This window comes from Pseudomonas gingeri, assembly GCF_013385425.1.
In the GTDB taxonomy this organism is placed as follows: domain Bacteria; phylum Pseudomonadota; class Gammaproteobacteria; order Pseudomonadales; family Pseudomonadaceae; genus Aquipseudomonas; species Aquipseudomonas gingeri_D.
In genome coordinates this window covers 80,879-107,664 of the sequence record NZ_JACAQA010000024.1, presented here as the reverse complement: position 1 = coordinate 107,664, position 26,786 = coordinate 80,879, and the positions used below count along the sequence as shown (strand labels likewise).

Below are 26,786 nucleotides of genomic sequence, written 5' to 3'. Positions count from 1 at the left end.
GGGTTTCATGGCGCGCTTACGATTTTTTCAATATCCCCAAACCCCGCCGCATTTTCCGGCATCACCCCGGCCAGCGCCGGGTTCATCCGCCACGCGGCGATCACGTCGTTACGAGTGATGTTCTTCACCCGCTCGAACTCGTCCTTCGTCGCAATATCCCCCACCGGGATAATCTGAATCGCCTTGTCGCTCCCACCCGGAATGTTCACGAACAACGACCGAAAATTCCCGACGCCCTTGCTCCCGGCAATCTGGTACTTCGAGAAAAAGGGGCCGATTTATTTTCCGCCTTTCTGGAAGCCATACTTGGACTGACGCCTCGGAGGTCGCGGTGAATGGTGAAGGGATTTAAATGGTGCTTGCAAAAAGCGGCAGCCACCGAGAACGGTGGCTGCTACTGGAGGTGGTACTTCCTGCGTGCTGCGGGCCATACCTGCTGATCTGGAACCCAACCGCCGCCTGTGCCAGTTCGATCAAACGAACGGTCGTCTACGGTGATGCGTGATGGTCTGAGGTCGACCCCTCAAGCAGCGCATCCACCACAGCCCTCGCCATCTCTACCGAGTGAAGCATGCCCCAGAACAGAGAGCGTTCCACCGGATTCGTGTGCAGGCTGATTTCGTCTCCATTCAGTTCGGCGACTGCGAGCAATTTCGAAACGTAGGTCAGCGCGTCTTGAGCGTGGACGCCTGGCTGGATGGCAAAAATCGTAGGTCTGAACGGGTCATCGTAATCGATGGTTTTAGAGAGGGTTAGACCGAGGGTATCGAGCAGGCGGGCCGCATCCGGTCGCGTTGATTTCACAGGACCGTTGGAAACGGGAGGTGGATCGGGGGTAATTTTCTTAGCCATGGTGAATCTCCAACAGGTTAAGGAGATCTCCACTCTTGCTGCGATACAAGGGTGGCGAACTGTACGCAGGTTCGCAGACCGGTCTGTTGGACCACCGGCAGGCATAAGCCTCCTGCGCACAGCCCGCCATAACGCAGACATGAAAAAGCCGCTTACGCGGCGCTGTGCGCCAACAGAAACCGCCGGGCTGCGAAACCCGCATCGCTGAATTTGCAGCGACTACAGGAATGTAGACCCAGCAGCGAGCGCACACAACATTCTCCCACGACCAAAACACGTAGGAAATATTAGTTTTTTTGGAAGGCCATTTCTCGTCATGCCGCCTTGGGAGGCGTCCCCACCGAAGGCCGGGCTGAAAGGATATTTCTACCGAAAAAAGGCGCTCGATGAGCGCCTTCTAAAATGTTGTCGAGGAGTAGTCGCAGCGATTCTTTAGCTCCGGACCATTGCTGGCCGTGGGTTCAGAATCCGACCAAAGCATGATCGTCACTACTTCAGAGAGCGCCAGTTCTCTGCTGCCGAGGTTTTGGAGGGGCGATACTGGAGCCCATGCCCAAAGATGCGCAGTTGCAGTCCTCGGCGAGCATTTTTAAGCAAGCTGATGATCTGGTCAACGGCAGGCTGCGTTGACGTGACGAGTGTGGATCCTTATAGTTTTGTCACGAGCCACGGGAAACGCGGGCGCAAGCCTCCCCCCGAGGACAGACGAAACAACGAAGGAACCCGCCTTTTTGGCGGTTTTTTTTGTTTATGAGAAAAGTAATCTATTTACTGGCTTCGTTACTCAAGGTGCCATTGCTGCTGACGTTTCCAGTTATTTGGAAACCCCATGAGTCTCAAACTCCCAAACTCTCGCTGGTCCATGACTTCAGCAAGGCGAAGCTTCCATTGGCTGTCTGGGCTGATCAGGTCGGTTAGATAGGCCAGCATCGTCAATACGATGTACAGGCGTTGCTTTGGTTGAGGGCCGTCGCCAGGTATATGTGGAATCACCCACTCTTTGGGCAAGGACGGTCGAATCGAAAGTTCTCGGTTCCATAACCGTGAATGGTGGGCACAGCAGTTCCGGATGAAGGTCAAGGTGTGCAGCCAGGAGGCCAATACCTCGAAGGGCAGTTTGAATCTGCTAGCGATCGCTTTTTTGTCAGCGCTTTTGCCTATGGCGGTGAATAGGGTAGAGACCGTCCCAAGGCTGAGCTCTTCCAGAACAGCCCAGGCGGGCGGTAGCTCAGGATGGGTATAAGTCGCCCCGTAGAATCGGAAATAGTTATCGCGAATGCGATTTTCAATACGCTGTTGGTGAACGCCATCGATATGTCGACCGTTTTTTATGCGATCAATCTCGCGGCGGAGTCTGCTCCGCTCCTTGTTCAACTGATCTCGTAGGGGGCGTAGCAAGTCAGAGTGCGAGTATGACGAGGAAAAAACTGAGGAGTCAGCTATCCAGTCAGGCCCATATTTTGGGCACATGTGATTGCTGATCGATGCTCTGATGGCAACTTCGACACGCTCGATGGCATCCATCGTTATGCGTCGCAACGAACCATCGAAGCGATAGATGTCCACCACGGCTTTCAGGGTACTACCGGGCTTGAAGGTGTGTTCGGGATCCGGGTTCTGAAAGGGACGCATGTAGGGGCTCAGGCGAAACAGCGTTACCACTTCGAGAAAGCGCATGGCCCGATCATCATTGGTGACGTGCAGGCCTCGTTGCTTCAACAGTTCCAATTGCTGTTCTACGCTGAGGGCCGGCTTGTTGAAGGGCCTCATGTAGTTTTCTCCAGGCAAAAAAAACCCGCACGATTTGAGCTTGCTGACTGCGGGTCAACCTAGGCTTGGCGGGTGTGTTGGGGTGCATTATAGGTAGGCGTCAGAGCCCGTCAACGTCGCGTTGATGTGAAATTGTAACGGGTAGGTACCTTGGATTTTTTGAGTGTGGACACTTTGTGGACGTTTTCAGCTTTTTGAAAACACAAAAATAAAGGTCCAGAAACGCCAAAGCCCCGCATTGCGGGGCTTTGATGTATGGTGCCGGCACCAGGAGTCGAACCCGGGACCTACTGATTACAAGTCAGTTGCTCTACCAACTGAGCTATACCGGCGTGTTAGGGCGACGATTATAGCGATTGGCGAGGTTCTGTAAACCCCTGATATCTGACTATTTTTGCGAAGGCGACGTTCTCGTGATTCGCCCACACTGGCGACCCTAGGCTTTGTCCTGATCCACCGACCGCGCCGCCTCGATCGCCATCAGCAACCGGTCCGCTATTTCAGCCGCCTGCTCGGCCGATGCCACGTTGGTAAAGGTCATCAGCAACCCGCCTTCCTGCCCAGAAACCACCTGCCAGCGCGATAGAGGCTCAATCGATAATCCCGCCGCCCGCGCTTGCTTGGCTATGCGGACATCCGGCACATCAATCAACACCCGCACCAGCAGATTAATGCCCCCAGCCTGCGGGTCGACCTTCAATATCCCGCTGCCCACCTCTTCCAACGCCTTGACCAGCAATGCCCGGCGCGCGCTGTACAACTGGCGCATCTTCTTCAGGTGCCGGGTGAAGTGACCCTGACTCAGAAAGTCGCTGACCGTCGCTTGCAACAGTTCCGGGCAGCGATTGCGCCACAGCCGGGCGACCTGTTCAAAACGCTCAACCTGTTCCCTCGGAACCACCAGATACGCCAGCCGCAACCCTGGAAACAGCATCTTGCTGAAGGTCCCGGCGTACAACACGCGATCATGCACATCCTGGCTCTTCAGCGCGGGAAGCGGGCGGCCTCGATAGCGAAACTCGCTGTCATAGTCGTCTTCCAGTACCCAGCTCGACTGCACCTGCGCCCAATCCAGCAGCGCCTTGCGCCGCTCCGGGCTCAACGCTACGCCCAACGGGCTTTGATGAGCCGGGGTGACCACTGCCAGTCGCGCCGTCGGATTCAGGCGGATACCGTGCTCCACCCGCAGACCGTCGGCATCCACCGGCACCGGCACCAGTTGCACACCGCGATTGAGCAGTATCTGCCGCGCATGCACATAACCGGGGTCCTCGAACCAGCAATCCTGACCTTCCATTTCCAGGCTTTCGCAGACCAGCTCAAGTACGGCGTTGTAACCGGTGCAGATAAACACCTGGTCCGGCGTGCACTGCACGCCTCGATACAACCCCAGGTACGTGGCAATGGCCGAGCGCAGCGGCGCGTAGCCTCTCGGGTCGCTGAAGCCCAGACCGGCAATATCGGTTTGCCGGGCACGCTGGGTGATCAGTCGGCTCCAGAGTTTTCGCGGAAAAGCATCCAGTGCCGGAAGCCCCATTTGCAGGGGCAGCGGTTGATCCTGTTCGGGCGATTCGACGGTTTCCGTTGCTGGGCTCGGGACCGCTGTCACCGGCAGATCGAGGGCAATGACCGTCCCGGCCTGACCACGCGCCGTCAGGTAACCCTCGCTGATCAGCAGCTCATAAGCCGCCTCGACGGTGCCCCGCGCCAGATTGAGTTCTGCCGCCAGGGCGCGCACCGAAGGCACGCGATCACCGGGCCGCAATTGACCTTCATCGATAGCGCTACGAATGCGTCGATAGACCACCAGGTATTTGGGCAACCCCGGTTCAGTGGCGGCTTTGGTAATGGGCATGGGGTTTCCGTGGTCATGCAGAACGGACGCAGTTTAACCCCATGGCTGGCCCGATTCAGTAGCGCTCATGTCCCAAACGGCTTGCGCGATCTTGGCCCTGTCGGCTGGTTTCAACGCACCGCAGACTGCAACCCATGATTTCACCCATCTCAAACGGGAGCCAACCATGACTCAACGTCTCAATTACCTCGACGCCGCACCCCTGGGCTACAAAGCGCTGTTCGGCGTTAAAAGCTATCTGCAAAGCTGCGGGCTTGAACCGCACCTGATTGACCTGGTGTACCTGCGGGTTTCGCAGATCAATGGCTGCGCCTTCTGCATCAGCCAGCATTCCCGGGACCTGATCAAGCTGGGCGTGAGCCTCGACAAGGTACTGCTGGTGCCGGTCTGGCGCGAAGGCGGTGCGTTGTTCGACCGCCGTGAATGCGCCGCCCTGGCCTGGGCCGAAAGCGTGACCCGGGTGCACGCAACCGACGTGCCGGACGAAGACTTCCAGGCCGTTTCCACTGTGTTCGGCGAAAAGGAAGTGGCCGACCTGACCCTGGCAATCGCCCTGATGAACGCCCTTAACCGCGTCGGCGTCAGTTTTCGCTTGGTGCCGGCCAGCGTGCGCCAGCATGGGGAAACGTCCCATGGGCAATGATCTCGAATACGCGCTGGTCGAAAGCAAAGCCCAGTGCCGCGAATGTTTTGCGGTGATGCAGGAGCTGCGGCCGCATCTGACCGATGCGGATTCCTTTGTTGAGCAGGTTTTCCGTCAGGGCGAGCAGGGCTTTCGCCTGTTGGCGCTGCGCGAGCACGGGCAGGTGATCGGCCTGGCCGGCTTTCGGGTGACGGAGAACACCCTGTATGGGCGCTTCGTCTATGTCGATGATCTGGTGGTGACGGCTTCGCAACAGCGTCGCGAGCTGGGCGCCGGGCTGTTGGAGGAGGTGCGCCGTCACACGCGGGCCTTGGGTTATCGCTATCTGGTGCTCGACACAGGGATGCATATGCCGTTGGCGCAACGTTTCTATTTTCGTCAGGGGTTGTTGGCTAAAGGTATGCACTTTTCCCAGGATCTCAGTACGGGGAGAGCGGTATGAGCCGCGCCCTGTTGTTGAATTTCAGCCCCCATGGCAAGGCGGCTCGGGTTTATCGTTTGGCCGCTGACGTGCTGGGCGACTGGCCGGGCATCAGCACGCTCATGGATCGCCAACTGGGCGCTGAACCCTTGCCCGCCTTGACCAGCGACTACGCGACGGCCGTGACTTCGGTGGCTGGCATGGAAAACGTGGCGATCCATGCGTCCGAGCGGCAGATCGTCGAGCTCGAGACCAGCGATCTGCTGGTGCTGTGCACGCCGCTCCACAACTTCACGCTGCCCGCCGCCATGAAGCTGTGGATTGATCATGTGGTACGTATTCAACGCAGTTTCGGGGTGAACAGTGCGGGAGAGAAGTTTGGTCTGCTCAAGGATCGCCCGACCTTTGTGCTGGTCAGTTCCGGGGGCTTGATTCAGGGCGAACAGGCTCGTCAGCCGGACTTTCTCACGCCTTATTTAAAGGCGATCCTCAATTCCATCGGCATTCATCAGCTGACGTTTATCTATCTGGAGGGCACTGTCCGTGGTGGTGAGGCGGTTGAGCAAGCTGTGTTGGCCGCTCGGGAGGCATTGCTGAGGGGGCTTCAGGCTAATACGAGAACCTGTTGGAGCCCGCTTGCTGGCGATGAGGCCAGTGAGTCTTGCATCGCCTGAGCCGACGCTATCGCCGGCAAGCCAGCTCCTACAGGGGGTTGTGGCGTTTTCGGAATGTGGAAAAAGGCGCTTATATCTGTTGACTAAAACGCTTATGCACAAGTGACTGGTGGTTGGCGCGCCGGGAATGCAATTTTGTGGACGCGTTCTCATCACGCTGCAACTATCTGTTTTTCCGGTGCTTTATTTTGTGAACAAAAAATGATCAGTCAGCTTTTTGCTCTGTAGGCGGTGTTTTCAGGGCGTCTTCGGGAAAAGCATCAACAGACTTATCCACAGGCTGCGTCGTGCACCAGGGCGGTCAATGGCGCTCTGCCAGTAGCATAAGATTGCGCGGCGTCAACGGGCCTTCGCAAAATAAACCCAGGCGTACCGCATAGCCTTGCTCTTCGAGGAACAGCGCGCGGTCCAGCACCAGCCAGAGTTCCAGCGGGCGGCGGAACAGTCCGCGTAGCAGTTCCAGGTTGCGCACTTGCGCCAGTCGTTGCCAGCCTGTCGCTTCCAATTCCGCCCAATTCTGCTCGCCGACTGTGGATAACTCCTTGAGCGCGGCCAGGTCGCGGCAGTAATCGGCGAAGGGTTTATCGAGCCAGGCGCTGGGTAGCGAGGGGGTTGGCAGGTAGTCGTCGGTTTGCCGCAGACGGCGCTGCAACAGGTCGAAGGCCAGGCGCCGGGCCATGGAGGTGTCACGCTGGCGGCGGACCCGGGCACCGGCGGTGACGGTTTCGCTCAGGGGCAGGGCGAGGTCGTCCAGGGATAGATGCAGGGTTGAGGCCTGGGCTGCGGCGGATAAAGGCTGGTAGTTCGCGGCGCTGATGCGGTTGTAGCAGCAAGGGGCGATCGCCAGTTGGCGGCAGCCGGCGTGGCTGGCGAGTTGCATCAGGCGTACGTGGAGGTCACCGCAGGCGTGGAGGGCGACCGGGGTGTGCTCGGCGTTCAGGCGGGCGGCGGCATCAGGCGCTAGGACGTCTTGTTGCAGGTGTTGGGCCGGCAGGTGGTGGTGCTGGCTGAGCTGCTGGCCGCTGGCGATCAGGGCCGGGTCGTATTCCAGGCAGGTCAGGTGTTGGCCGGGTTGTAGTAGACGGCGGCCCAGGTGGCCTTTGCCGGAGCACCAATCTAGCCAGTGGGTGGGCGATTGGGCGAAGTCCAGGCGGCTGGCGAAGGCTTCTATCTGTTGCCATTTGCGCCCGGGGACGTCGACGTTCAGGCGGTGATTGGCAGGGGGCAGGGCGCTGTCGGGGAGTGTTCCGACAGTAGCCAGTGCCTGGGATTCGGCAGCCAACGCGGGAAACGGCGCGGGGGCGGCGAGGTGTTCCGGGTGGTTGTGGCTGGCTTCGGCATCGTCGAGGCTGCGTTGGCGTAGCCAGGTGGCGAGTTCCGGGTGTTGGGTTTCCCACGGCAGATGCAGGTGGGTGAAGGGGCGTGGGCGCCAGAGGTGTCGGTGTGCCGTGAGGAATGCGTCCAAGGCCTTGAAACGGGTTTGCAGGGCGGGGCCTTTTAGGATGATGGGCATGCTGCGGGTTCCGGGGTGGCTAGGCTGGCGTCTTCGCGGGCAAGCTCCGCTCCCACAGGTTTTTCAGTTGTGCTCAAGACTCAGGTACGACGCGAATACATTGTGGGAGCGGAGCTTGCCCGCGAAGAGGCCCTTGAAGCCACCAAAAACCTTAGGGGCTGGGCACAGGGGATTTTAAGTCCCCCGCGCCCTTCAAGTCACCGCCCCTGACAGGCATCCACCCGCATCCAGCGCTCCACCTGCTTGAACGCCTGCACCAGCAGGAACGAGATCACCAGGTAGAACACCCCCGCGGTGAAGAACATATCCACCGTCAGGTAGTTGCGCGCAATGATGGTCCGGGTCATGCCGGTCAGTTCCAGCAGTGTCACGGTGCTCGCCAGCGAGCTGGCCTTGAGCATCAGGATCACTTCGTTGCTATAAGCCGGCAAGCCGATCCGCGCCGCGCGCGGCAGAATGATGTAGACCATCGCCTTGGCCCGCGACATCCCCAGCGCCCGTGCCGCTTCGATCTCCCCCGGCGGAATAGCCTGGATCGCACCGCGCAGGATCTCAGCGATATACGCGGTGGTGTGCAGCGTCATGGTCGCCGTCGCACACCAGAACGGGTTGCGCAGGTAAGGCCACATAAAGCTCTCGCGAATCGCATCGAACTGCGCCAGGCCGTAATACACCAGGAACAGTTGCACCAGCAGCGGCGTCCCGCGGAAAAAGAAGATGTAGGCGTAGGGCAGGGATCGCACATACCAGAGCTTCGACGCCCGGGCGATACCCAGCGGCACCGCCAGGATCAACCCCAGCACCACGGCGATACCCACCAGTTCCAGGGTCAGTACCGCGCCCTGGAAGAACTTCGGCAGCCATTTGAAGATGACTTCCCATTCCATTATGTGGTCCTCACAAAACCGCGAGCGGCACGTTTTTCCAGGAAATGCATGCCGGTCATGGCCAGGACGGTCAGCCCCAGGTACATAAAGGCCGCCACCAGGTAGAAGGTGAACGGCAACTTGCTGAACAGCACCGCGTTCTGCGCCTGGCGCATGATTTCTTCCAGGCTGATCACCGACACCAGCGCGGTGTCCTTCATCAGGATCATGAACAGGTTGCCCAGGCCCGGCAGGGCGATGCGCCACATCTGCGGCATGATCAGCCGGGTGAAGATCCGCACCTTGGACAGGCCCAGGGCAACCCCCGCTTCCCGATGCCCCTTGGGAATCGCCAAAATCGCGCCACGAAACACTTCCGTGGCGTAGGCGCCAAAGCACAGGCCCAGGGCGATCACCCCGGCGGCGAACGGGTTCAAGGCCAGTTCGGGATTACCGAATGCCTCGCCCAGGGCGCTCATCAAAGTGACGGTGCCGTAGTACATCAGCAGCACCCAGAGCAGTTCCGGTATGCCGCGAACCAGGGTCGAATAGGCGCCCCCCAGCCATTGCAGCGGTTTGTACGGTGAAGTCTTGGCCAAGGCGCCGAGCAGCCCGAGCAGCAGTCCCAGGCACAGGGCACAGAGCGCAAGCTTGACGGTCATCAGCGCGCCGGCGGCGAGCGCCGGGCCGAATCCATAGAGGTCGATATTCATGGGCAGAGGCAGGCTTTACCAGGGACAGCCGACACCTTGCGTTGAGGTGCCGGCCATCGGGGCAGGTCAGAGGATGCTGAACGGGAAGTACTTGTCGTTGATCTTCTTGTAAGTACCGTCGGCGATGATTTCTTTCAGCGCGGCGTTCAGCTTCTCACGCAGTTCGTCGTCCTTCTTGCGCACGGCGATGCCGATCTTGTCGCTTTCTTCGACCGGGTTGCCCTTGAACTCGTAAGGCTTGCCGGCTTCGCTTTTCAGCCATTCATAGTTGACGTATTTGTCCGCCAGGATGGCATCCAGGCGCCCGGCCTGCAGGTCGAGGTAGGCGTTTTCCTGGGTGTCGTAGAGCTTGATGGTGACGTCGTCGCCCAGGTGGTCATCCAGCCAGCTGCCGGCCAGGGTCGCGCGCTGGGCGCCGATGATCTTGCCCTTGAGCGAATCCTTGTCGGTCTTGAAATCGGCGTCTTTCTTGGCCGCGATGAATTGCAGCTTGTTGGAGTAGTAGGGGTCGGTGAAGTCGACCGCCTGCTTGCGTTCTTCGGTGATCGACATCGAGGAGATCAGGAAGTCGAACTTCTTGGTCTGCAGGGCCGGAATGATCCCGTCCCAGTCGGAGGTCACGACCGTGCACTCGACCTTCATCTTGGCGCACAGGGCGTCGCCGATGTCCTTGTCGAAGCCCACGACCTGGCCGCTGGCATCCTTGTTGTTGAACGGCGGGTAGGCGGCCTCGATACCCATTTTCAGGGTTTCGGCAAAGGCACTGGCGCTGAAGGCCATGGAGACGGCAGCGGCCAGGAGGAATTTTTTGTAGGTCTGCATACGTGTTGCTCCGTTAGCGGTTGCTGGACATGAATTGTTTGCAGCGCGCCGACAGCGGGTTGTCGAAAACCTGCTGCGGGGTTCCTTGTTCTTCCACCAGGCCCTGGTGCAGGAACACCACTTCACTGGACACCTGGCGGGCAAAGCCCATTTCGTGGGTGACCAGCAGCATGGTGCGGCCTTCTTCGGCCAGGGCACGGATTACAGCGAGGACTTCCTGGACCATTTCCGGGTCGAGGGCCGAGGTCGGCTCGTCGAACAGGATGACCTTGGGCTGCATGGCCAGGGTGCGGGCGATGGCCGCGCGCTGTTGCTGGCCGCCGGACAGTTGCGAGGGGTAGGCGTGGCGTTTGTCGGCGATGCCGACCTTGGCCAGCAGCGCTTCGGCCACGTCGATGGCCTCGGCCTTGCTCTGGCCGAGCACCCGGCGCGGGGCCTCGATGATGTTGTCGAGGATGCTCATGTGCGGCCAGAGGTTGAAGTTCTGGAACACAAAGCCGATTTCGCTGCGCAGGCGGTTGATCTGCTTGCCGTCGGCGGCCACCAGCTCGCCGTTTTTCGCGGCCTTGAGCTTGAGTTCCTCGCCATTGACCAGGATCTGGCCCTGGTGCGGGTTCTCCAGCAGGTTGATGCAACGCAGGAAGGTCGACTTGCCGGAACCGGAGGAGCCCAGGATCGAGATCACATCACCGTCGCGGGCGGTCAGCGAGATACCTTTGAGTACCTCCAGCTCACCGTAGCGTTTGTGCAAGTTGCGGATTTCAAGCGCGGGCGTGGCCTCAGCCATGTGCGGTCCTCATTGTGTTCTGTCGTGCTCCTGCTATTGGCGGCCTTCCTGGCGAGCGCCAAGCTAGCATAGGGAAAAGCCGGTGCAGGACGGATGGGTGACAGGTTGTCGCATCGGCACAGCAGTCTGTCGCCACGGCAACAACCAAGCAGCCTTTGATCCGTCTTCCTGACTCGGCAGTCGCTTAAAAAAGGGCGCGATGGTGCCAGCTTTGGCCAAGGGTGGGAAGGGTAAACCCGCTGAGTGGGCATAGGCTCGCCCTGAAATGGGGCGTTACGCTATTTTTTGAGTGTTTCTGGTGCGACCGGCAGGTCTGAATTTGGGTGCCTCGGTAACGTCTTGGCAAATAGCCATTAATCTCAACAGGTTACGAATATCCTTCGGTCGGGCGTGCAGGCCACGGAAACCGGAGTCCTGTAACATTTTGGCGCAAATCTTGCGTAAAAAATAAAATACGCCCCCGTTGGATTCCTTCAACAAGGTCTTCCGATGTGTAGGGCGAGCTCTTCATTGCAAAGGTAGCCTCAATGAGCAGTACGCATAATTCCAATAACCTGGAGCAAGGGCTCAAGTCGCGGCATGTGACCATGCTATCGATTGCCGGGGTGATCGGGGCCGGTCTGTTTGTCGGTTCCGGGCACGCGATCGCCGAAGCCGGTCCTGCCGTACTGATGGCTTACGCCGCGGCCGGGACCCTGGTGGTGCTGGTGATGCGCATGCTCGCCGAAATGGCCGTGGCCTCGCCGGATACCGGTTCCTTTTCGACCTACGCCGACCGTGCCATCGGGCACTGGGCCGGTTTCACCATTGGCTGGTTGTACTGGTGGTTCTGGGTGTTGGTGATCCCGCTGGAGGCCAACGCCGCCGCGACCATCCTCCATGCCTGGTTCCCCAATGTGGCGATCTGGGCCTTTACCCTGATCATTACCTTGTTGCTGACCGCGACCAACCTGTTCAGCGTGAAGAACTACGGTGAGTTCGAGTTCTGGTTCGCGCTGATCAAGGTGATTGCGATCATCGCGTTCATCGTGTTGGGCGTGCTGGCGATCTTTGGCCTGCTGCCGACCAGCCAGGTCAGTGGCGTGTCGCATCTGGTGGATACCGTGGGCTTTATGCCCAATGGCCTGGGCGCGGTATTGGCGGCCATGCTGACCACCATGTTCTCGTTCATGGGCACGGAAATCGTCACCATTGCCGCGGCTGAATCGAAAGACCCGGGCAAGCAGATCTCCAAGGCCACCAACTCGGTGATCTGGCGGATCGGCCTGTTCTATCTGGTGTCGATCTTTATCGTGGTCGCGCTGGTGCCGTGGAATGACCCGAGCCTGGCGGCGGTCGGTTCCTATCAGGTGGTGCTGGATCGCATGGGCATCCCGAATGCCAAGCTGATCGTTGACCTGGTGGTGCTGGTGGCGGTGACCAGTTGCCTGAACTCGGCGCTGTATACCGCGTCGCGGATGCTCTTTTCCCTTGGCAAGCGCGGTGATGCGCCGGCCGTGTCCAAGCGCACCAATGCCAGCGGCACGCCTTATTGGGCGGTGATGCTGTCGACGGCGGCGGCCTTCCTGGCGGTGTTCGCCAACTATGTCGCGCCGGCAGCGGTGTTCGAGTTTCTGTTGGCCAGTTCCGGCGCCATTGCGTTGCTGGTGTACCTGGTGATTGCGGTGTCGCAGCTGCGCATGCGTCGTCAGCGCATGGCCAAGGGCGAGAAGATCGACTTCAAGATGTGGCTGTTCCCGGGGCTGACCTGGGCGGTGATTGTGTTCATCGTGGCGGTATTGGCGGTGATGTTGTGCCAGGAAGCCCATCGCGTCGAGATTCTCGCCACGGGCTTGCTCAGTGTGCTGGTGGTGGCCGCCGGGCTGCTGGTGGCACGCCGTCGTCGGCATGAGAAAGCCGGGCGGGTGGTGTTGAGCTGAGGCGTTGTGGCGGTTAGCCGGCGGCTTTCTGCAGCGCCTGCGAAGCCGCCACATAGTCGGCCTGGAAGGCCGGGCTTTCGATCCAGGCCAGGGCCGCTTCCTCGGTGGCCTCGGTGGACCACTGGCGGTATTCGATCAGTGCCGAAAGGATAAAGTCCGTCGCTTCTTCCTCACCTTCCTGCTCCAATACCAGCTCCAGTAGCGGGTCCTCCAGGAACACGCTGCACATGGCCAACTGGCTGCCGTGCTCGGCGTCACGCATTCTCTTGAACAGATCCGTCAGGTCGACGGACGCGAAGTCGATCCGGTCGTCATCCACCGGCAGCGTCTCGACCGGTTCGCTGGCGCGGCGGGTGCGGTTCTGCTTGGCCTTGGCTTTCGCCCGTTGCGCGCGTTTGTCTTGCTTGTTCTGGGATGCCATGGACTCGGGTGCTTTCACAAAGAGGTAAGCGGGCAATTATCCTCCGTGAGTCGTCGCAATTCCAATCTTCCCTGGCGCTCCCGCCTGCAACTCCCCCTTCTCCAGCCAGTTCAACGCAATCGGCCAGAGCTTTTCCTGGTACTGGCTGCGGAAAAAAGCGAAATGCCCCACCTCTGATTCATCGATATCTTCCGGCGCAATGCGCAGGTGAGTCCGGCTGCTGGCGCTGAAATACGCCAGCAGCCGTTCGATGGCGGCGACGGTGCCGAACGGGTCGTCGGTCAGGCTGATCGCGAGGATCTGCGCCTTGACCCGGGCAAAGGGCAGCGTCGCCAGCTTGCGTCCGCTGGGGCGCTTTTCGTAGCGGGCGGTCGGCGTGCTCCAGTCCCGCACCACCCCGGCCGGGGTATCTTCCAGCCAGCCGAGGCGCTTGCCGGGGAAGTAGCCGTAGAGGCCGGTCAGTAGCGGCATGACCAGGTGCCATTTGCCGAACATCTTCCAGCGGGTGGCGGGCGCATAGTCGCGCCAGTAGGCGAATTGCGCGCCGACGGTGACCACCCGGCGAATCAACTGGCCCGAGGCCGCCAGCCCGACCGCGCAGCCGCCGAAGCTGTGGGCGACCACATCGATGGGCTGGCCGGGATATTCGCGCGCCGCCCGTTGCAGCATGGCTTCGAAATCCAGCGCGCCCCAGTCGGTCCAGGAAGCCTTGAGCCCGCGCAGGGTCGCCGGCCGCGATTCGCCGATGCCGCGATAGTCGTAGGTGATGACATCCATGCCGTTGGCAAACAGGTAGTCGGCAAAGCGCGAGTAATGGCGGCAGCGCACCGAGGTCGCGGCATTGATGATCACCACGGGACGGACGAGAGCGCTGTCACCGTGACGCCAGGCGAAACCGCCCAATGCGAAGCCGTCGGCGGCCCGCTCAATAAAGGGCTCGGCGCACAAGGCGTTGGGCGAGAGGCAGGGTAGGCAGTTGATCGAAGTCATTGAACGGCTTCCTGGCATGGAATGTGTCTGTCCTTGAACGCTATTGGCGCCCCAATACAGTGCTTGCAGCTGGGCAAATTGATGGCTGATACTGCGGCTTCTATCGGTGCACGAGGCGCTGGCCTGCTGGCTGCGGCTGTTTCAACAAGGGAATGCCATGTTCCAGATAGACCGTAACAGCAAGACGCTGTTGGTGGACCAGATCAGAAACGCGATCATTGCCCGTATTGAATCCTTCCAGTGGGTCCAGGGCGGGCGACTCCCGTCTGTGCGTGCGCTGGCCAAGCAATTGGGCGTCAGCATCTTCACGGTGAGCAGTGCCTACGAAGACCTGGTGGCGCAGCACATCATCGAGTCGCGTCCGGGGGCGGGCTATTTCATCCTGGCCTGCCATTCGGTCGGTCCGCTCAAGGACGTTGACACGCTGGTGCCACCTTCCAGTGAGCACTCGAGTTTTCTCTTTCGTGCACTGGATCCGACGCAATACGATATTCCCGTCAGCTCAGGCTACCTGCCACCGGCCTGGCTGGCCGACGCGGTCCCGGCTTCCGTGACCGGACGGCTGATTCGTAACACACTTTCCTGCAGCACTCCAGCGCCCGCGGCCGGCAGCCAGGACCTGCGGGCAGTGATTGCGCGCAAATTGCGCGAGGTCCATATCAACGCCTCCAGCAGCCAGATCGTGGTCACCATGGGCGCCACCCATGCGTTTTCCCTGCTGCGCAGTATTCTCCTGAAGCCCGGGGATTACCTGCTGGTGGAAGACCCCAGCTACCTGCTGCTGCAACTGAAGCTGATCAAGGATCGCGACTTCAAGATCATCACCGTGCCGCGCCTGGATGACGGGCCTGACCTGGCGGCGATGGAAGCGATGCTGATCAAGTATCGGCCGAAGCTGTTCCTGACCCAGACCCTGGTGCACAACCCCACCGGCGGCAGTACGTCTCCGGAGAAAGGGTTCAAGCTGCTGTCGCTGGCTCGCCAGTATGATTTCCATATCATCGAGGACGATATTTTCGGTGTACTGTCGTCCCGACAGACGCTTCGGCTCGCCAGCCTGGATGGCTGCGAAAGGACTTTCTATATCAGTGGTTTCAGCAAGATGCTGAGCCCGGCGCTACGCCTGGGGTATGTGGCGGCGCCACCGGCTTTTGTCGAGCGGCTGGTCGAGCAGAAAATGTACAACCTGCTCTGCGGCTCGGCTATCGACGAAACCATCGTCACCTACACCCTGGAGTCCGGTCGCTATCAGCATCACCTGGATGCGCTGGGTCAGCGGGTCATGCAGGAGCGCTCAAGGGCGCGGGAGTGGTTGGGGGCTTGTGGGGTGGTGTTTGACGAGCACGGCGCCGATGGCCTGTTTCTCTGGGGTCGTCTGCCGGGGTATGTGAATATCTCGAACCTGGTCGAACAGGCCCATCACGCCGGCATCCTGCTGGCGCCAGGTTCCTTGTTCAGCAATACCGGCGATTATGATCAGTACATCCGCTTCAATGTCAGCCACTGCAATCATCCTGGATTCAAGCGTTTTCTCCAGGCGCATATCACGTCGGTGCTGTCCATCGAACACCGTGCCTGAGAGCGTGGCGCGCGAACTCAGGCGTTGGTCGTGCTGCGTAGTATCTGTCCGCCTGCCGCTTCGATTATCGAGCTGAGCTTTTCATATTGGGCTTGGGGGATGAAGGCGCCGAGGAAGACCGAGCCGAGGCTGCGCTGCCAGAGTTTGAAGTAGCGCTCCAGGCTCATGACTTCGCTCAGGTTCTGATAGGAGAAGATGGTGCCTTCAAGAATGATGACCTCATCGCTGTCCTGCAGATTCTGAATGCACAGCTCGTCATCCACTTCCGAGTTGTTGATGGTCAGTCTGATGTTCTCGATCCAGTGCAGTGGCCTGCCGTCATGGCTCAGCCACACGGCGGGCTCGGCATAAAAGGATTTCAGTGCAGCCCCAGTGGTTTTCGTCGACATGGATAGCTCCTGTTCACTTTTTCTCGGCCTTGAACCGCAGGCATGTGCAGTCCAGTGTCCATTGGCCATTGCTGTCCAGAAAATCGTCAGTCAACTCTTCGGTCACTTCATTCAAAAACGCATCTTGCGATTCGACGGGCAGCAGGGCCAGGTAGTGGGCTCCGAACCTTTGCAGCCATTGGGCAATCGAGCAATCCAGGGGCACCGGGCGTTCGAACCAATGAATGGAATTGACATGGAATCCCGCGTTTTCCAGCACCCGCTGATAAGCCCCGGCGGTAGGCAGATAAAGCTGATCGGCGACTTCGAAGTCAAGGGATCTGCGCGCCAGTGAGTCGCGTAGCGCGCGCCGCAGAATTTTCTGGTGTCCGGCCCCGGCGAATTCGCCGACAAAACGTCCCCCTGGTTTCAGGGCTTCATAGATCCCGATGGCCACCTGGTCCGAGCGCTGCATCCAGTGCAGTGCGTCATAGCTCAGGACCGCGTCGAACTCCTGATAGAAGTACAACTGTTCGGCATTGCCATGGCGTACCTCCAGTCCTCTGGACCGGGCTGCCGAGACCAGTCCTGGGTCGTTGTCGAACCCCACCACCTGATGCCCATCGCGTTGGAGTTGTTCGCTCAGGTAGCCGTCGCCGCAGCCGATATCGAGGAGCAGTTCGCCGGGCTTGGGTGCCAGCAGTTCAAGGATTGCCCTGGCAGTATGGTCTGTAAAATGGATGTCACGTTCATCCCGCGCTGCCCCCCTTTGCTGCGATTCACCGCTCTGACAAAAAGATGTCGAAGAAGTCATGCTCAAGATTCCATTCTAGGGCGAGGGCGGCGCGGCCACCGGGCGAGGAGTCAGGTACGTTTGGACAACCAGACCAAGATGATGACAATAGCGCAGACTAATGGTGTCAGCCAGTTCCAGGTTTCCCCCATCAGCCAGATCGAGAAACCGAAGGTGAAGAACGGTTGCAGCAGTTGCAGCTGGCTGATCCGCTGGATACCACCGAGTGCGAGGGCACGGTTCCAGGAAAAGAAGCCCAGCAGCGAGTTGACCAACGCCAGGAACAGCAGGGCGGCGACGCCGGTGCCCGGCAGGTGGGCGATGGTGTTGCTGTCGTACAGCCACAGACTGGCCGGCAGCAGCACCGGCAGGCTGATGACCAGGGTCCAGCACATGACCTGCCAGCCCGGCAGTTCCTTGGACAGCGCGCCGCCCTGGGCATAGCCGAAGCCGGCCAGGGCAACGGCGCCGAGCAAGGCGAGGTCACCGATGTAGATGTCGGAAACATTCGACTTCATCACCGTGTACGACATGACCACCAGGAAGCCCAGGCTGGAGACTGCCCAGAACGCCTTGGACGGCCGTGTGCCGGTGATCAGGGTGCCGAAGATCGCGGTCGACAGCGGCAACGCGGCCAGGACCACGCCGCCGTGGCTGACGGGCACATACTGCATGCCCAGTGCCGTGAGGATCGGGAAGCCGTAGACGATCCCGGTGGAGGTCAGCAGCATGCGCTTGATCTGCGAGCGGTTCGGAAGCCTGGCGCGACCAATGAGCAAAAAGGGAATCGCGGCGAGGGCCGCGATCACCGAGCGAAAGATCCCGACCTGGACGGCGCTCAGATCGCCCGCGAGCATCTTGGCCGCGGGCAGGGTCATGGCAAAGGCTGCTACTGAGATCAGGCCCAGGAAGTAGGCTTGCAGGTCTTGACTCTTGGTTTCTGGAACGCTGGCTACGTTGGCTTGCGTCATGCTGACGGCTCCTTTTTGTGGTGGGGAGGGCTCCGGGGCGGCCGGGTATCCGTAAATATGTTCTTCAGGGCGTGGAGGGGTCATTTGCGCTGGCTTTCAACCACAGGCGCAGCTCCGTCTTGAGGAGTTCGCCGTAGTTGTTCCTGAGCACTACGTTGCGCAGGTCTGTCGGGTAGATGGGCGCGTCGCCGTAGATGATGGTCTTGATGCCCTTGCCGTCGTAGCCTTGGAGGCGGGCCTGCTCGACTATGTAGGTGAACATGGTGGGGGCCATGAATAGCGTGATATTGCCGAACCCGCTCGCCAGTTCGAACAGTTCATCGGCCTTGAAGTCGCGGGACTGCGGGACGACATGGCGAGCGGCCCGACGCACATGGATCAGGCTGTAGAGCCCGGCGCAGTGAGACATCGGTGCGGCATAGACCACGACCTCATCGGCGTCGATCGGATCAAGATCGGGCGAACAGTCCTGCGACATGGCCGTCAAGTTGCCGTGGCTGAGCATCACCGCCTGTGCGTCGCCTGTGCTGCTGGGGGTGTAGAACAGCCAGGCCAGGTCGTCGGCATGCCGCGGATAAGGTGTATCCGGCGGCGAAGTGATCGAGGTGAGTGCGCCCATGTCCTCTCGATCCAGTTCGTGGCACCCCAGGGGGAGTCTCTCGGGGGCGAATACCTGGCCGCCGTCGGTGAAAATCAGCCGGGCGTCGGCGTTGCCGACGATCCAGCCGGCCTCGACGGGGTGCAGCTTGCAGTTGATCGGCACTGCCACGGCACCGGCCCACCAGATGGCGTAGAGCAGTTCGAGGTATTCGCAACAGTTCTTCATGAACAGCACGACCCGATCGCCGGGGGCGATGCCGTGCTCGTCGATCAGATAAGCGGCCCGGTGTCGGACCAGGGCGACAAAGGCTCCGTAGTTGGCGACTAGCTGCTGCCCTTCGAACAAGGCCGGACGCTTCGGGTATCGAAGGCCGGCTTCATCCAGCCAGTTGGCGATATTCATGCTCGGCTCCTGCGTGCCTGAAGGACAGGTGCACACTAGTCAGCCAAGCGGGCCCAGTACCGGTACGGTTGGGAGTGAGCGCAACGAACTGTATTGTTTGCCGACCATGACAGTTGTCGTTGGCGTCTGTCAGCCGATAGCGCGTGGCTATACGGATGGCGGTATCCGGAGAGGCAAGCGGCGTATTTTTCGCAGGGGCCAATCACGCTATTGCCGCTTCTGGCGCAGCAGCTTTTGCGTGGCCACTGCACGTTCGCGATTTAGCTCCGCTCTCAGTTCTCCCCGTTTCAAATCAAAGATCACGAAGCATTTGAGCAAGTAGTTATAGAACACCAGGTCGATGTAGAAGTCCTTGCTGTCCGTGCTCAGGCGTTGTTGGCGCGCCACGAAGGCAAAGCCTTTGCCCAGTTCCAGAAAGAAGTCCTGCAATTGATCGATCAGTGCTTGTTCCAGGTCGCTCTCCAGCAGAATGCCGCCGTTCGGCAAGCCAAGAAATTCAAGTAGCACCGGATCCCGGACAAACTCTCTCGGGTTGGTTTCGTGGGTGTCGATATGGGCAGTTGCTTCGTCCTGCACGGCATCACGGTCGCGACTGGCCAAAAGGCGCTCGTAATACAGAGTGCCTATCTGCCGTTCCAGGGAGCGCGTTGTCCAGTTCTGGTTGGCGGTTTCATGCATGTACCAATGGCGGGCAATTTCGCTTTCTACGCGCAGCAGGGTGCGATAGTGGGTCCAACTCAATTCGGTACGCACTGCGTTCCAAATTGGAAAGTACTGATAAAAGCCTCGCATGTGGCGCAGATTGCGCTCATCGAATCCCCTGCCGAACTCACGAGTCAGCGTTTTGGCCAGGGCTGGCAGTAATCGCTTTCCGTAGGCGGCCCTTATCGCTCCTGCCTGTTCAAACTCGACGATATGTCGGCCAATTTGCCAGCAGGTTTGTACCTGAATCGTGTCCACGGCCCGCAGAGCCCGCTGTCGGGCCTGGCGAATCAGTTCACCAAGATTGTCGAGCAAGGGCGCAAGCTGTGTGTCGTGGTCGATGGAAGCAATTGTTTTGCTCATGAGATGTCCTCTTCGTTGGGAGTGGGTGAAGAGGGTGGCAGCAATCGAGCTGTCTGGCGGTTGCTATGAAAAGGCCATGCTTTCCTTGTTCTGTAGGGAGTTTCTATTTCGGTTGACGTCTGTTTTCAGTGCGCGACCGCCCGCCCTAGTGTTTCCGCGACCAGTTTTCTTTTCCTTAGCCGCTTGAGCGTAATCGGCTAAAGCCTTTCCTGATGCTGGCTATGAATTAATGCGAAATACCCTACCTCGGTTTCGGCGAGCTCTTTAGGGGGGAGTTGCAGGAGGAGGAGACGTTAGCTGTGCGCCGAGATTTTTCAGGCAACAAAAAACCCGCACTAGGCGGGTTTCTTGTGGGCTTTCAGATGATGTTGACACCACCTAAAACTAATTAGTGGTGCCCAGAGACGGAATCGAACCGCCGACACGGGGATTTTCAATCCCCTGCTCTACCGACTGAGCTATCTGGGCAACGGGGCGCATTAAACTGGTTTTTCGAGGGGTCGTCAAGCGCGATTTCAAAAAATATTTAATTATTACCGTCGCTTACGACCCAAAGCTGTTCCAGCCCTGATTATTCGGCCGGCGGAACGTAGCCTTCGGCCTGGGCGTATTCCTCGCCGGAAAAGAACTTGTCCATCTCGCCCTGGATGTATTTGCGGTCTTCGCCGTTCATCATGTTCAGGCGTTTTTCGTTGATCAGCAGGGTCTGGTGCTTCAACCAGTCGCCCCAGGCTTTCTGCGAAATATGTTCGAAAATATCCTGGCCCTTGGCACCCGGGTACGGAGGGCGCTCAAGGCCGGGCAGTTCTTCGTGGTACTTGCGGCACATTACGGTGCGGGTCATGACGACTCTCCTGCATTCAAAACGTCGGCTGCCCGTTTGAGCAGCTTTTTCACCGGGGCGGCAAGGCCCAGGCGCGGCGGGGTGGCGAGGTTATACCAGAGCCAGTCGGCCTCGGCCACGTGATGGGCGCTCTCCTCGACCTGCACCAGCCACGGCTCGATGGCCAACTGGAAGTGGCTGAAGGTGTGGGTCAGGTTCGGCAACGCCTGTTGCGCGCCCAGTTCCAGCGAGTGCTGCGCCGCCAGGTGTTGCAGGTCGTCGAGGTCGTCCAGCTCCGGCAAGCTCCACAAACCGCCCCAGAGGCCGCTGGAAGGGCGCCGGTAAAGCAGAATGGCGCCCTCGCGGTTGGCGAGCATTGGCATCAGGGTGCGCTTCTGCGGCACGCTCTTGCGCGGCTTGGGAATTGGGTAGCGGGTCTCCAGGCCGAGCATGTGGGCCTCACAGCCGACTTTCAGCGGGCAGAGCAGGCAACTGGGCTTGCTGCGGGTGCACAAGGTCGCGCCCAGGTCCATCATCGCCTGGGTGTAGTGGTTCACCCGGGTGTCGGGGGTAAAGCGCTCGGCGTTGGCCCAGAGCTGCTTGGCCACCTTGGGCTCGCCCGGGTAACCCTCCTGGGCGGTGTAGCGCGCCAGCACGCGCTTGACGTTGCCGTCGAGGATCGCCGCGCGCAGGCCCATGCTGATGCTGGCGATGGCGCCGGCGGTGGACAGGCCGATGCCCGGCAGCTCGGTGAGTTTCTCGACGTCGCGGGGAAACTCGCCGCCATGCTCGGCAACGACGATCTTCGCGGTCTTCTGCAGGTTGCGCGCCCGGGTGTAGTAGCCCAGGCCCGTCCACAGGTGCAGCACTTCATCTTCCGGCGCGGCGGCCAGGGCCTCGACCGTCGGCAGCGAGGCCATGAAGCGGTCGAAGTAGTTCAGCACGGTGCTGACCTGGGTCTGCTGCAACATGATCTCCGACACCCACACCCGATAGGGCGTGATGCCCTGTTGCCAGGGCAGGTCGTGGCGGCCGTGACGGTCATACCAGTCCAGCACGGCGCTGGAAAACTGCTCGGCTCTCATCGCTTGAACAGCCCCTTGAGTGCGTCCTTGAGTTCGGGACTGACCTTGTCGCCGAGCTTTTCTTCAACTTTCTCGCTCAGTTTGTTGCCGGCCAGCCGCGCGGCGACCTGGCCGAGGCCGTCCTTGTCGATGCGGCAGGCCTTGGCACCCAGCTCCAGCGGGCCACGGCAACGCAGCGGCCATTCGATCCCGGCGAAACGTTCGCTGACCTGGCAGGCCGGGTCCGGCATGTCGCTCTTGTCGCCTTCGACGATGATGCCGATGCGGTAGTCCATGCCCAGCACGCGCAAGTCGATATCGCCGTTGCCATTGACGCTCAGGCCCGGGATGTTGACTTTCAGGTCCGGGTTGCTGGCCACGCCGTTGTGCAGGTTCAGGCTGCCCTTGAGGTCCTGGAACGGTGTGTCCTTGCCCCGCGGTTCGCCGCTCAGGGTCTTGCGGTTGAGGGTGGCGATGCCGGTGCACAGTTGCTGTTCGAGGTTGGCGTTGAGCAGCAGGCCGTCGTTGAGGACGAAGCTGGCGGTGCCGTTGAGGCTGTCGATCAGGGCTTTCTGGCTGTTGCCGCTGGCAGTGAAGTCGCTGTTGAGGGTCAGGGCGCCCTTGACCGGCGGTTTCTGTCCCTGGGCTTGCAGGACGCGTTCGACCGGCACCCGGTTCAGCCGCGTTTGCAGGGTCAGGCGCGGCACGTCGGGGCGCACATCGAGGCTGCCCTTGGCGCTGAAGCTGCCGCTGTAGAGCTCGCCGCGCAGGTCGCCGAGGGTCAGCACGCCACCCAGGCCAGTGGCCTTGAGGGCGGCGTTGCCGATCGGCAGCTTCTTCAGGGTCAGTTGGTCGAAACTCAGGTCGGCGTCCACATCAGCGCTGCGCAGGCGTTCGATGGGCAGCAACTTGTCGCTGCTCCAGGCACCCTTGGTCGGGGATTCCGGCAATGGCGAGCTACTGGCGATGGCGTTGGCTTCGCTATTCAGCACATCGGCCTGGCGGACCTTCGAGGCGCTGTTGGCGTCGGCCGATTTCGGCGGCAGGTAGCGATCGGCGTCGAATTTGTCGCCCTTGAGCTGTACGCGCAGGGATTGCTTGGCGAAATCCTCGATGGCGATGCGACCGGTGAAGTTGCTGTCATCGAGTTTCAGGTTGAGGTCATCCAGCACCAGGCTGGTGGGCGTGCCGGTGAGGTGGGTGACCAGCTCGACCTTGCTCAGGCTGCCGTCGGCGACGGTCGGCAGGGGCTGGCCGATACTGTCGAGAAACTTCATCAGGTCCAGTTGGGCAATCGACAGCGTGCCGTTGAGTTGCGGGGTCTTGTTCAGGTCGTTGGCCTTCAGCTCGCCGAGGGCGCGCAGTTGGTTGGCCGACAATTTCAGGCTGGTCCATTCGGCGACGTTCGCCTGCATATCCACCAGCAATTGGCCCTGGGCCGAGAACGTCAGCGGCTTGCCTTGCAGCGGATCGCCCGTCAGTTCGCCGCCGAGGCGCATGTCTTCGAACTGGTAGCGCTTGAGTACGCGGTCGAAACGCAGGTTGCCGCTGAGTTCGGTACGGGCCCGCAGGACCGGCTGGTTGGTGCCGAAGAAGGCGGTCAACTTGACCGGGATTTCCTTGCCGTCATGCACCGCGCCGGTGCTCAGCTGGATGCTTTCCGAGGTGATCTGGCGGCCGGTCTTTTCATCGTTGAATTCGATCCGGGCGTTGTTCACGGTCAGGCTGTCGATATCCAGGCGGATCGGCTGCGAGGGTTTTTCTTCCGCCTCGGCGCCGGCCGGTTCGGCGACCTTGTCAGCCTGCGCGGTGATGCTGGCGCCGGGGGCCGGGCGGCCGATGTCCTGCCAGTTGCCGTGGCCGTCCTTGTCGCGATTGAGCCGCAGGTTCAGGCCTTCGACGCGGACATCGCTCATCTGCACTTCACGACGCAGCAGCGGCAGGACGCGCACCGACAGGCCGAGCATCTGCAGGTCGGCAAACGGCTGGGTCGGGGTGACCAGGGTCGCCACGCTGGCATCGTGCAGCTCCAGGCCCAGCCAGGGGAAAAGGCTCCAACCGATGTCGCCATTGAGGGTCAGCTCAATGTGGGCCTTGTCGCGGGCAATCTGGCGAATCTCGTTTTTATAGTCGTTGGGATTGAACAGGTGGGTCAGGGCAAAGCCTGCCGCCACGATGATCAGCAACAACCCGAGAAGCCCCAGACCCAGGATTTTGCCGAACGCTTTCATGGGCGAGTCCTTGTAGTCAGTGGAATTTGAAATTCAGCCCGCGAGTATAGCGTCACGGGGCTGGCGACAGGGCAGGGATGATCCCTAGAGCGGATCCAGGGGAATCCGCAGCTTGGCCGCCAGCGCCTGGGCTTCGAGATGCCCGGCGGGGGCCAGGAGCCGCAGTTCCGCGCCGGCCAGCCTGGCCATCCGTGCGGCTTCCGCCACCAGTCGTTCGGCTACCCCACGGCGCCTGGTGACTTTTCTGACGCAAAGTTGGGATAAAAGCCAGAGATCCGCCCGCCGCTCCAAGCGCGCCGCGCCCAGCAGGCGGTCATTGAAACGCCCGGCGATCAGGCTGCCGTCGGCCAGGGCGGTCTCGATCAGTTGCTGGCCGTCGGCTTGCGGTGCGAAAAGCCAGGCGGGGGCGTCCAGGTAGATTTTCTGCAGGTCCTGCTGGTCCTGGTAAGTGGCTTCGGTGAGGGACTCGACAACGATGGGCATAGATTCCTCGAACGTCCGGGGTTGGCGTTTCGTAGGAGCAGGCTTGCTCGCGATAGCGATCTTTCGGGCGCCATCTGCATTCGCGGCTGATGGCCGCCTGCGGCGGATCGCGAGCAAGCTTGCTCCTACAGGAAAGCAGAGCAGTTGCATTACAAAAGCGCGTATCAGTCTGGTTGTTCTGTCATGGGTAAATGGTAACCTTTCCAGGTCCGCCAGTCCTTCTGCGACTGATTGTCGCGTAACAAACATCACTCGATAACACGGCCATGCCTGCGTGCACCAAGGTCGGGAGTGATGTGTGGCCGGCGATTCATCATTTCAATTGGGGGAAACACTTCAAATGAGCACCAGCATGACGGCGCGCATTCAAGCCGCCGAGCCTGCGTTCCTGTCAAAAGAGCGCATTATCGCCAAGCCCGGTTTCAACCGCTGGCTGGTTCCACCGGCCGCCCTGGCCATCCACCTGTGCATCGGCATGGCCTACGGCTTCTCGGTGTTCTGGTTGCCACTGTCCAAGGCCTTGGGCATCACCGCACCGGTCGCTTGCGCGCCGGACATGAGCTTTATCTCACAAGTGTTCTCGTCACAGTGTGATTGGCCGATTTCCATGCTCGGCTGGATCTACACCCTGTTCTTCATTTTCCTCGGCTGCTCGGCCGCGATCTGGGGCGGCTGGCTGGAACGTGCCGGTCCGCGCAAGGCCGGTGTGGTGTCCGCACTGTGCTGGTGTGGTGGCTTGCTGATTTCCGCGCTGGGGGTCTATACCCACCAGATCTGGCTGATGTGGATCGGTTCCGGGGTGATTGGCGGTATCGGTCTGGGGCTGGGCTATATCTCGCCGGTCTCGACCCTGATCAAGTGGTTCCCGGACAAGCGCGGCATGGCCACCGGCATGGCAATCATGGGCTTCGGCGGCGGCGCGATGGTCGGTGCACCGCTGGCGGCGGCCTTGATGGGCCACTTCGCTTCGCCTACCAGTGTCGGCGTGTGGCAGAGCTTCGCGGTGATGGCGGCGATCTACTTCGTCTTCATGATCGGCGGCGCACTGTCGTACCGCGTGCCGCCTACCGGCTGGAAGCCCGAGGGCTGGACCGCACCGGTGAAGAAGAGCAGCAACGCGATGATCACCCACCGTCACGTGCATGTGAACGTGGCCTGGAAGACCCCGCAGTTCCGTCTGGTGTGGCTGGTGCTGTGCCTGAACGTATCCGCCGGTATCGGCATCCTCGGCATGGCTTCGCCGCTGTTGCAGGAAGTCTTCGCCGGTAAATTGCTCGGCAACGGCCTGACCTTCGGCCAGTTGGACGCCGCGCAACTGGGCCAGATCGCTGCCATCGCAGCCGGCTTCACCGGTTTGCTCAGCCTGTTCAACATCGGCGGCCGGTTCTTCTGGGCGTCGTTCTCGGACTATATCGGCCGCAAGGCGACCTACTTCGTGTTCTTCGCCCTGGGTTTCGCGCTCTATGCGTCGGTGCCGAGCCTTGGTCATCTGGGCAGCGTCGCGCTGTTCGTGGCGGCGTTCTGCGTGATCCTGTCGATGTACGGCGGTGGTTTCGCCACGGTGCCGGCTTACCTGGCGGACCTGTTCGGCACCCAGATGGTCGGTGCGATCCACGGTCGCCTGCTGACCGCCTGGGCGGCAGCCGGGGTGCTGGGGCCGGTGCTGGTGAACTACCTGCGTGAGTATCAGTTGAGCATCGGCGTCGAGCGCGCCGCGGCCTACGACATCACCTTGTACATCCTCGCCGGCCTGCTGGTGCTGGGGTTCATCTGCAACCTGCTGGTGCGTCCGGTGGCCGACAAGTACTTCATGACCGACGCGCAGCTCGCCGCCGAGCAGGCGCTGGGTCATGACAAGGGCGCCGACAGCACTACCGTGCTGGAGTGGAAAGCCGCTGCGGGCAGCAAGCCGATGGCGGTTGCCGCCTGGCTGGTGGTGGGCATTCCGTTGGCGTGGGGCGTGTGGGTCACCCTGCAGAAGACGGCGGTGCTGTTCCACTAAGTTGTACATCGTGATCATTCCCGCGTAGCGCGTGGGAGTGATCACACCCTCCTTTCGTAGTTGTCCTGACAGGTATATCCCCGACACGCCTGGATTCAGCCCGTCCGGGAGTTCACCTTGCGTGTTTCTGTTTGCCGCCCGCGCCCCTATAATGGTTG

At 60.6% G+C, this 26,786-nt stretch carries 23 protein-coding genes, 2 tRNA genes and 3 pseudogenes; 6 read left to right on the top strand and 22 right to left on the bottom strand.

The window, feature by feature from the left end; genetic code table 11:
* Positions 1-20 precede the first annotated feature (20 nt).
* The 5 genes and pseudogenes from HX830_RS24850 to pdxR all read right to left on the bottom strand — a co-directional run.
* Positions 21-254 (bottom strand): annotated as a pseudogene (locus HX830_RS24850) (phage portal protein); the annotation flags it as partial.
* A gap of 235 nt (positions 255-489) precedes the next feature.
* Positions 490-852, bottom strand: a complete 363-nt coding sequence (locus HX830_RS24845) for a hypothetical protein (protein ID WP_177103214.1) — start codon at positions 850-852, stop codon at positions 490-492.
* A 780-nt stretch (positions 853-1,632) separates the two neighbouring features.
* Positions 1,633-2,622, bottom strand: a complete 990-nt coding sequence (locus tag HX830_RS24840) for an Abi family protein (RefSeq protein WP_177103213.1) — start codon at positions 2,620-2,622, stop codon at positions 1,633-1,635.
* Between the two features lie 256 nt (positions 2,623-2,878).
* Positions 2,879-2,954, bottom strand: a tRNA-Thr gene (locus tag HX830_RS24835).
* A 104-nt stretch (positions 2,955-3,058) separates the two neighbouring features.
* Positions 3,059-4,477 carry a MocR-like pyridoxine biosynthesis transcription factor PdxR gene (pdxR, locus tag HX830_RS24830; RefSeq protein ID WP_177103212.1) on the bottom strand — a complete coding sequence of 473 codons (1,419 nt, stop codon included), beginning with the start codon at positions 4,475-4,477 and terminating at the stop codon, positions 3,059-3,061.
* A gap of 166 nt (positions 4,478-4,643) precedes the next feature.
* Here pdxR and HX830_RS24825 point away from each other — a divergent pair, with 166 nt between their 5' ends.
* The 3 genes from HX830_RS24825 to HX830_RS24815 are packed head-to-tail and all read left to right on the top strand — an operon-like array spanning position 4,644 to position 6,215.
* Positions 4,644-5,120 carry a carboxymuconolactone decarboxylase family protein gene (locus tag HX830_RS24825; protein ID WP_177103211.1) on the top strand — a complete coding sequence of 159 codons (477 nt, stop codon included), beginning with the start codon at positions 4,644-4,646 and terminating at the stop codon, positions 5,118-5,120.
* A complete protein-coding gene (locus HX830_RS24820) occupies positions 5,110-5,562 on the top strand; it encodes a GNAT family N-acetyltransferase (RefSeq protein WP_177103209.1) in 453 nt (150 codons plus the stop codon). The genes HX830_RS24825 and HX830_RS24820 overlap by 11 nt, the downstream gene beginning before the upstream one ends.
* Positions 5,559-6,215, top strand: coding sequence for an FMN-dependent NADH-azoreductase (locus HX830_RS24815; RefSeq protein ID WP_177103207.1), 657 nt, complete (start codon positions 5,559-5,561; stop codon positions 6,213-6,215). Before HX830_RS24820 ends, HX830_RS24815 begins: the two co-directional genes overlap by 4 nt.
* A gap of 301 nt (positions 6,216-6,516) precedes the next feature.
* Here the strand turns inward: HX830_RS24815 and HX830_RS24810 are convergent, their stop codons facing one another.
* The 5 genes from HX830_RS24810 to HX830_RS24790 all read right to left on the bottom strand — a co-directional run bounded on the left by HX830_RS24810 (position 6,517) and on the right by HX830_RS24790 (position 10,916).
* Positions 6,517-7,728 (bottom strand): methyltransferase, encoded by a 1,212-nt coding sequence (locus HX830_RS24810; RefSeq protein WP_177103205.1) that lies wholly within the window; start codon positions 7,726-7,728, stop codon positions 6,517-6,519.
* 197 nt (positions 7,729-7,925) lie between these two features.
* Positions 7,926-8,615: an ABC transporter permease gene (locus HX830_RS24805; protein WP_103498929.1), complete on the bottom strand. Its 690-nt coding sequence runs from the start codon at positions 8,613-8,615 to the stop codon at positions 7,926-7,928.
* Positions 8,615-9,307, bottom strand: coding sequence for an ABC transporter permease (locus HX830_RS24800; RefSeq protein ID WP_177103203.1), 693 nt, complete (start codon positions 9,305-9,307; stop codon positions 8,615-8,617). The genes HX830_RS24805 and HX830_RS24800 overlap by 1 nt, the downstream gene beginning before the upstream one ends.
* A gap of 66 nt (positions 9,308-9,373) precedes the next feature.
* Positions 9,374-10,129 (bottom strand): ABC transporter substrate-binding protein, encoded by a 756-nt coding sequence (locus tag HX830_RS24795; RefSeq protein ID WP_103498927.1) that lies wholly within the window; start codon positions 10,127-10,129, stop codon positions 9,374-9,376.
* 13 nt (positions 10,130-10,142) lie between these two features.
* Entirely contained in the window at positions 10,143-10,916 is a 774-nt protein-coding gene (locus tag HX830_RS24790) for an ABC transporter ATP-binding protein (RefSeq protein ID WP_103498926.1), read from the bottom strand.
* 527 nt (positions 10,917-11,443) lie between these two features.
* Between HX830_RS24790 and gabP the strand changes: the two genes are divergently transcribed.
* Positions 11,444-12,835: a GABA permease gene (gene gabP / locus HX830_RS24785; protein WP_152737808.1), complete on the top strand. Its 1,392-nt coding sequence runs from the start codon at positions 11,444-11,446 to the stop codon at positions 12,833-12,835.
* A gap of 13 nt (positions 12,836-12,848) precedes the next feature.
* Here the strand turns inward: gabP and HX830_RS24780 are convergent, their stop codons facing one another.
* Together HX830_RS24780 and HX830_RS24775 are read right to left on the bottom strand one after the other, a co-directional pair.
* Entirely contained in the window at positions 12,849-13,256 is a 408-nt protein-coding gene (locus HX830_RS24780; RefSeq protein ID WP_177103201.1) for a hypothetical protein, read from the bottom strand.
* A 36-nt stretch (positions 13,257-13,292) separates the two neighbouring features.
* On the bottom strand, positions 13,293-14,246 hold the full coding sequence (locus HX830_RS24775) for an alpha/beta hydrolase family protein (RefSeq protein ID WP_177103199.1): 954 nt from the start codon (positions 14,244-14,246) through the stop codon (positions 13,293-13,295).
* A 157-nt stretch (positions 14,247-14,403) separates the two neighbouring features.
* On the opposite strand from HX830_RS24775, the gene HX830_RS24770 reads away from it, so the two are divergent.
* Positions 14,404-15,825 carry an aminotransferase-like domain-containing protein gene (locus tag HX830_RS24770; protein ID WP_177103197.1) on the top strand — a complete coding sequence of 474 codons (1,422 nt, stop codon included), beginning with the start codon at positions 14,404-14,406 and terminating at the stop codon, positions 15,823-15,825.
* A gap of 17 nt (positions 15,826-15,842) precedes the next feature.
* Here the strand turns inward: HX830_RS24770 and HX830_RS24765 are convergent, their stop codons facing one another.
* From HX830_RS24765 to HX830_RS24720, 10 genes and pseudogenes are all read right to left on the bottom strand, one after another.
* The gene (locus HX830_RS24765) at positions 15,843-16,214 is read right to left on the bottom strand and encodes a hypothetical protein (RefSeq protein WP_152737805.1); all 372 of its coding nucleotides are present in this window, start codon (positions 16,212-16,214) and stop codon (positions 15,843-15,845) included.
* Positions 16,215-16,227: 13 nt separating this feature from the next.
* Positions 16,228-17,007 carry a class I SAM-dependent methyltransferase gene (locus tag HX830_RS24760; RefSeq protein WP_152737804.1) on the bottom strand — a complete coding sequence of 260 codons (780 nt, stop codon included), beginning with the start codon at positions 17,005-17,007 and terminating at the stop codon, positions 16,228-16,230.
* Positions 17,008-17,057: 50 nt separating this feature from the next.
* Positions 17,058-17,957 carry a DMT family transporter gene (locus tag HX830_RS24755; protein ID WP_177103193.1) on the bottom strand — a complete coding sequence of 300 codons (900 nt, stop codon included), beginning with the start codon at positions 17,955-17,957 and terminating at the stop codon, positions 17,058-17,060.
* A 157-nt stretch (positions 17,958-18,114) separates the two neighbouring features.
* Positions 18,115-18,960, bottom strand: a pseudogene (locus HX830_RS24750) (class I adenylate-forming enzyme family protein); the annotation flags it as partial.
* 273 nt (positions 18,961-19,233) lie between these two features.
* Positions 19,234-20,025 (bottom strand): annotated as a pseudogene (locus HX830_RS24745) (PDDEXK nuclease domain-containing protein); the annotation flags it as partial.
* Positions 20,026-20,417: 392 nt separating this feature from the next.
* Positions 20,418-20,493 (bottom strand) — tRNA-Phe (locus HX830_RS24740).
* A 103-nt stretch (positions 20,494-20,596) separates the two neighbouring features.
* Positions 20,597-20,869: an oxidative damage protection protein gene (locus HX830_RS24735; RefSeq protein WP_100940325.1), complete on the bottom strand. Its 273-nt coding sequence runs from the start codon at positions 20,867-20,869 to the stop codon at positions 20,597-20,599.
* Positions 20,866-21,933: an A/G-specific adenine glycosylase gene (mutY, locus tag HX830_RS24730; RefSeq protein ID WP_103496795.1), complete on the bottom strand. Its 1,068-nt coding sequence runs from the start codon at positions 21,931-21,933 to the stop codon at positions 20,866-20,868. Before mutY ends, HX830_RS24735 begins: the two co-directional genes overlap by 4 nt.
* Complete coding sequence (locus HX830_RS24725; RefSeq protein ID WP_177103189.1) at positions 21,930-24,143, bottom strand: AsmA family protein; 2,214 nt, start codon at positions 24,141-24,143, stop codon at positions 21,930-21,932. Before HX830_RS24725 ends, mutY begins: the two co-directional genes overlap by 4 nt.
* 84 nt (positions 24,144-24,227) lie before the next feature.
* Entirely contained in the window at positions 24,228-24,626 is a 399-nt protein-coding gene (locus HX830_RS24720; protein ID WP_177103187.1) for an acetyl-CoA sensor PanZ family protein, read from the bottom strand.
* 340 nt (positions 24,627-24,966) lie between these two features.
* On the opposite strand from HX830_RS24720, the gene HX830_RS24715 reads away from it, so the two are divergent.
* Complete coding sequence (locus HX830_RS24715) at positions 24,967-26,628, top strand: OFA family MFS transporter (protein WP_177103185.1); 1,662 nt, start codon at positions 24,967-24,969, stop codon at positions 26,626-26,628.
* The last annotated feature ends 158 nt before the right edge of the window (positions 26,629-26,786 follow it).

What these genes read in the sequence shown, in the direction of transcription:
- HX830_RS24845 (WP_177103214.1), bottom strand. Translation starts at nt 852, where the DNA reads ATGGCTAAGAAAATTACCCCCGATCCACCTCCCGTTTCCAACGGTCCT.
- HX830_RS24840 (WP_177103213.1), bottom strand. Translation starts at nt 2,622, where the DNA reads ATGAGGCCCTTCAACAAGCCGGCCCTCAGCGTAGAACAGCAATTGGAA.
- pdxR (WP_177103212.1), bottom strand. Translation starts at nt 4,477, where the DNA reads ATGCCCATTACCAAAGCCGCCACTGAACCGGGGTTGCCCAAATACCTG.
- HX830_RS24825 (WP_177103211.1), top strand. Translation starts at nt 4,644, where the DNA reads ATGACTCAACGTCTCAATTACCTCGACGCCGCACCCCTGGGCTACAAA.
- HX830_RS24820 (WP_177103209.1), top strand. Translation starts at nt 5,110, where the DNA reads ATGGGCAATGATCTCGAATACGCGCTGGTCGAAAGCAAAGCCCAGTGC.
- HX830_RS24815 (WP_177103207.1), top strand. Translation starts at nt 5,559, where the DNA reads ATGAGCCGCGCCCTGTTGTTGAATTTCAGCCCCCATGGCAAGGCGGCT.
- HX830_RS24810 (WP_177103205.1), bottom strand. Translation starts at nt 7,728, where the DNA reads ATGCCCATCATCCTAAAAGGCCCCGCCCTGCAAACCCGTTTCAAGGCC.
- HX830_RS24805 (WP_103498929.1), bottom strand. Translation starts at nt 8,615, where the DNA reads ATGGAATGGGAAGTCATCTTCAAATGGCTGCCGAAGTTCTTCCAGGGC.
- HX830_RS24800 (WP_177103203.1), bottom strand. Translation starts at nt 9,307, where the DNA reads ATGAATATCGACCTCTATGGATTCGGCCCGGCGCTCGCCGCCGGCGCG.
- HX830_RS24795 (WP_103498927.1), bottom strand. Translation starts at nt 10,129, where the DNA reads ATGCAGACCTACAAAAAATTCCTCCTGGCCGCTGCCGTCTCCATGGCC.
- HX830_RS24790 (WP_103498926.1), bottom strand. Translation starts at nt 10,916, where the DNA reads ATGGCTGAGGCCACGCCCGCGCTTGAAATCCGCAACTTGCACAAACGC.
- gabP (WP_152737808.1), top strand. Translation starts at nt 11,444, where the DNA reads ATGAGCAGTACGCATAATTCCAATAACCTGGAGCAAGGGCTCAAGTCG.
- HX830_RS24780 (WP_177103201.1), bottom strand. Translation starts at nt 13,256, where the DNA reads ATGGCATCCCAGAACAAGCAAGACAAACGCGCGCAACGGGCGAAAGCC.
- HX830_RS24775 (WP_177103199.1), bottom strand. Translation starts at nt 14,246, where the DNA reads ATGACTTCGATCAACTGCCTACCCTGCCTCTCGCCCAACGCCTTGTGC.
- HX830_RS24770 (WP_177103197.1), top strand. Translation starts at nt 14,404, where the DNA reads ATGTTCCAGATAGACCGTAACAGCAAGACGCTGTTGGTGGACCAGATC.
- HX830_RS24765 (WP_152737805.1), bottom strand. Translation starts at nt 16,214, where the DNA reads ATGTCGACGAAAACCACTGGGGCTGCACTGAAATCCTTTTATGCCGAG.
- HX830_RS24760 (WP_152737804.1), bottom strand. Translation starts at nt 17,007, where the DNA reads ATGACTTCTTCGACATCTTTTTGTCAGAGCGGTGAATCGCAGCAAAGG.
- HX830_RS24755 (WP_177103193.1), bottom strand. Translation starts at nt 17,957, where the DNA reads ATGACGCAAGCCAACGTAGCCAGCGTTCCAGAAACCAAGAGTCAAGAC.
- HX830_RS24735 (WP_100940325.1), bottom strand. Translation starts at nt 20,869, where the DNA reads ATGACCCGCACCGTAATGTGCCGCAAGTACCACGAAGAACTGCCCGGC.
- mutY (WP_103496795.1), bottom strand. Translation starts at nt 21,933, where the DNA reads ATGAGAGCCGAGCAGTTTTCCAGCGCCGTGCTGGACTGGTATGACCGT.
- HX830_RS24725 (WP_177103189.1), bottom strand. Translation starts at nt 24,143, where the DNA reads ATGAAAGCGTTCGGCAAAATCCTGGGTCTGGGGCTTCTCGGGTTGTTG.
- HX830_RS24720 (WP_177103187.1), bottom strand. Translation starts at nt 24,626, where the DNA reads ATGCCCATCGTTGTCGAGTCCCTCACCGAAGCCACTTACCAGGACCAG.
- HX830_RS24715 (WP_177103185.1), top strand. Translation starts at nt 24,967, where the DNA reads ATGAGCACCAGCATGACGGCGCGCATTCAAGCCGCCGAGCCTGCGTTC.